The following is a 1,412-nucleotide window of genomic DNA, read 5'->3' on the forward strand; positions in this document are numbered from 1 at the left end:
GGCCAGCTCGAAGGTGGCCTCGTCCATGCCGAAGCTCAGCGGCGTGGCGGCCGTGGAGGTGATCTCGCCGTGGTAGTGGTGCCGGATGGCGCGCTCGATGGAGGACGCGGTCGCCACCACCACCTGGAGCTTCTGGCCGGAGTGGAAGGCCAGCTCCTGGAGGGACTCCACGTTGGTCGGATCCGACGTGGCCACGGTGAGCGTCTTGGTGCCGGGCTCGTAGGCGATGGGGAAGACGGTGTAGCGCTCGGCGATGTCCACGCGCAGCACCTGGAGGGCGGACGGGACGGGGAGGTGCTTGTCCAGGTCCACCGTGGGGATGGCCAGCTGCCGCGACAGGGCGTGCACCATGGAGCTTTCGTCCACGACGCCCATCTGCACCAGCGTGAGGCCCAGCCGGCCGCCCCACTTGCGCTGCTCGGCGAGCGCGCTGCGGAGCTGGGTTTCGGTGAGCAGGCCGGCGTCCATCAGGATTTCCCCCAGCCGCCGCTTGCGGTTGGGGCCCGGGCCGGGGGGAACAGAAGGGGGAGCAGTCACGGCCGGGCAGCATAGCAGCGACGGACCGTCCCCTGGCTTTCGGTGGGTCACAAACAGGCCAGGGGCGCGGGGATGGGTTAGCCTGGGCCCCATGGTGCGAAGCCGAAGCCTCCTTTTCGCGGCAGTCCTCGTCGCCTTCACCGCCGGTTGCGCCTCGCAGCGTCTGTCCGGCGCGGACCTGGACCGGGTCCAGCGGCCCGCCTTCATCTCCCGCATCGAGGACGGCGCGGGGCCCAAGAGCCGGGTGTTCCAGGAGGACAGCGCGTATTCGGACAAGCTCAAGAAGCTGGAGCCCAAGGAGGCGGACCGCCGGCTCACGGTGAAGCTGCAGCAGGCCGTGACGCGCTTCGAGCTCTCTGAACGCCTGCGCGTCACCACCCTGTCGCGCCTGCCGGAGGAGGCCCCGTGGACGGACACGGTGGACCCGGCCCGCGTGGCCTCCGCGCTGGAGAGCTTCCTCGTGGAGGAGGTGCCCGCCAACGCGCCGGACTACGACCTGATGGCTCCGCTGGGCGCGGACACCGTCGTGGAGTTCGTCATCCAGGACTTCGGCATGCGCAGCGAGGACGGCCACGCGGGGGCCTACCTCAAGGGTTACGGGCGCATGTTCCGGCTGGACGGGCGCTCGGAGCTGTGGCGTCGGCCGTTCGACCTGGACGCGGTGGAGCAGAAGGCGCCGCACCTGGATCCGTTCAAGGTCGGCAAGGAGCCGGAGCTGTTCCGCCTGGCCATGACGGAGCTGCTGGACAAGGTCGCGGACATGTTCGTGAAGGACCTGACGCCCGCGAACCGCAAGGGCTCGGCCCCCACGGGCAGCACGACTCCGGACACCGTGCCCTCCGCCGTCACCCCGGCCCCCGCGCCGGCTCCCACGC

General features: G+C 70.7%; 2 protein-coding genes. One reads left to right on the forward strand and one right to left on the reverse strand.

The annotated features are described in order from the left end of the window. The coding region (locus tag D7W79_RS41995) for a GspE/PulE/PilB domain-containing protein (protein WP_500681255.1) at nucleotides 1-537 on the reverse strand (537 nt) is incomplete at its 3' end. 91 nt (nucleotides 538-628) lie between these two features. Here D7W79_RS41995 and D7W79_RS42000 point away from each other — a divergent pair. Next, a partial coding sequence (locus tag D7W79_RS42000) for a hypothetical protein (RefSeq protein WP_244222280.1) occupies nucleotides 629-1,412 on the forward strand: 784 nt, incomplete at its 3' end.

It is taken from the genome of Corallococcus exercitus, assembly GCF_003611585.1.
GTDB classification, from domain to species: Bacteria; Myxococcota; Myxococcia; order Myxococcales; family Myxococcaceae; genus Corallococcus; species Corallococcus exercitus.